At 31.7% G+C, this 1,778-nt stretch carries 1 protein-coding gene and 1 pseudogene; both read left to right on the top strand.

What is annotated here, in order from left to right:
- A partial coding sequence (locus BG20_RS08180) for a type II/IV secretion system ATPase subunit (RefSeq protein ID WP_010193509.1) occupies positions 1-1,425 on the top strand: 1,425 nt, incomplete at its 5' end.
- A pseudogene (locus BG20_RS08175) lies at positions 1,426-1,778 on the top strand (type II secretion system F family protein); the annotation flags it as partial.

The following is a 1,778-nucleotide window of genomic DNA, read 5'->3' as shown; positions in this document are numbered from 1 at the left end:
ATAATTAAAGATCAATCAGCAAAAGGAGGATTAAGATATCAAATAATTGAACCGATATTATCAGAAAGAGATCAAAAAGCTTTTGAAATTATTAAAAAGTTGCTGATGACAGAGCTCTCAGTATCGTTGGGAGAAATTAAATCTAAAAAAGATGCTGAGAGAAGATTAAAAAACAAGATATCAGCAATGATTAAAAAATACAGATTAAAAATATCTACAAAAAACATTGAAAAAATTAATTATTTTGCAGTTAGAGATTTCATTTATCTCGGAAAAATAGAACCACTAATGCGAGATCATATGATTGAAGAAATTAGTTGTGATGGGACAAACATACCAATTTATGTATGGCATAGAGAACATGAATCAATTCCAACAAACATTATTTTTGAAAAAGAATCAGAACTAAATAATTTTGCTAGAAAAATGGCATATATGTGTGGAAAACATGTATCAATCGCAGATCCAATTATCGATGCATCATTACCAGGTGGGAGTAGAATCAATCTAACATTAGGACATGAAATTACTAAGAGAGGAAGTACATTTACAATCAGACGATTTAGAGCAGATCCTATTACCGTAATCGATTTAATTAAATTCGGAACAATGTCAATAGATATCGCTGCATATATGTGGTATCTTGCTGAAAAACGTGCTACAATGCTTGTTGCTGGTGGAACTGCAAGTGGTAAAACTACTGCACTTAATGCATTGGCGACATTTATCCGACCAGGACAAAAAGTAGTAAGCATAGAAGATACACAAGAGCTTAACCTACCACATGAAAATTGGATTCCAGCAGTTTCAAGACAAAGTTTTACGGATAAGCAAATTGGTGAGATTAATCAGTTTGATCTTCTAAGAGCGGCATTAAGACAAAGACCAGATATCATAATTGTTGGAGAAACAAGAGGAAGAGAAGCATATACATTATTTCAAGCAATGGCGACAGGTCATGGTGGATACTCATCAATACATGCAGATTCAGTGGATGCTACATTAACAAGATTAACATCATCACCTATGGATGTTCCCAAAACTTTGATTTCTAATAGTCTTGATTTAATTACATTACAGCTTAAAATTAGAATTGGTGAAAAATCAGCTAGAAGAATAATTCAAGTTTCTGAGATAGATGGAATTAACCAAAAAACAGGAGAAATAAAAACACATGAGATATTCAAATGGAATCCAAGAGATGACAAGCATGAATATGCAGGAAATAGTGTAGTGTTTAGCAAAATCAAAGAACGTGATGGCGATACAGATGATAAAATCAATTATGAATTAACAAAAAGAAAAACTGCATTAGAATGGATGGTAAGAAATGATATTCGTGATCATAAAGAGGTATCCAATAACATTATGGAGTATTATTCAGATCCTGAAAGATACTATGAAAGAAAAAGGATAGAGATGTAAATGAAAACCACATTAGCAAAACAAAAAAAAGAAGAATCAGTTGGCGTGATTCATGTTTACAGTTACAAATTGCTAAATGAGCATATTAGATTTCTTTATCCAAAATTAAAACCTCTAGAAAAATCAATCAAACATTCTATGATGCCAATTCCATTTGAAGTGTATGTTTCAAGCATGGTTTTTTTTAGTTTAATTGCAGGAATATGTGGTGGAATAATAGGGATAATTGTATCTCAATTTGTCAGTATTCAGCCTGTAATAATCGAGTATTTGCTTCCACCAATTGCAGGAATGGTCTTGATGTTAATGACATTTGGAATACTACAGATAATTCCAATTGCAAGAGTAAAAAA

Source organism: Candidatus Nitrosarchaeum limnium BG20 (assembly GCF_000241145.1).
Classification (GTDB): domain Archaea; phylum Thermoproteota; class Nitrososphaeria; order Nitrososphaerales; family Nitrosopumilaceae; genus Nitrosarchaeum; species Nitrosarchaeum limnae.
This window is presented reverse-complemented; position numbering and strand designations above follow the sequence as displayed.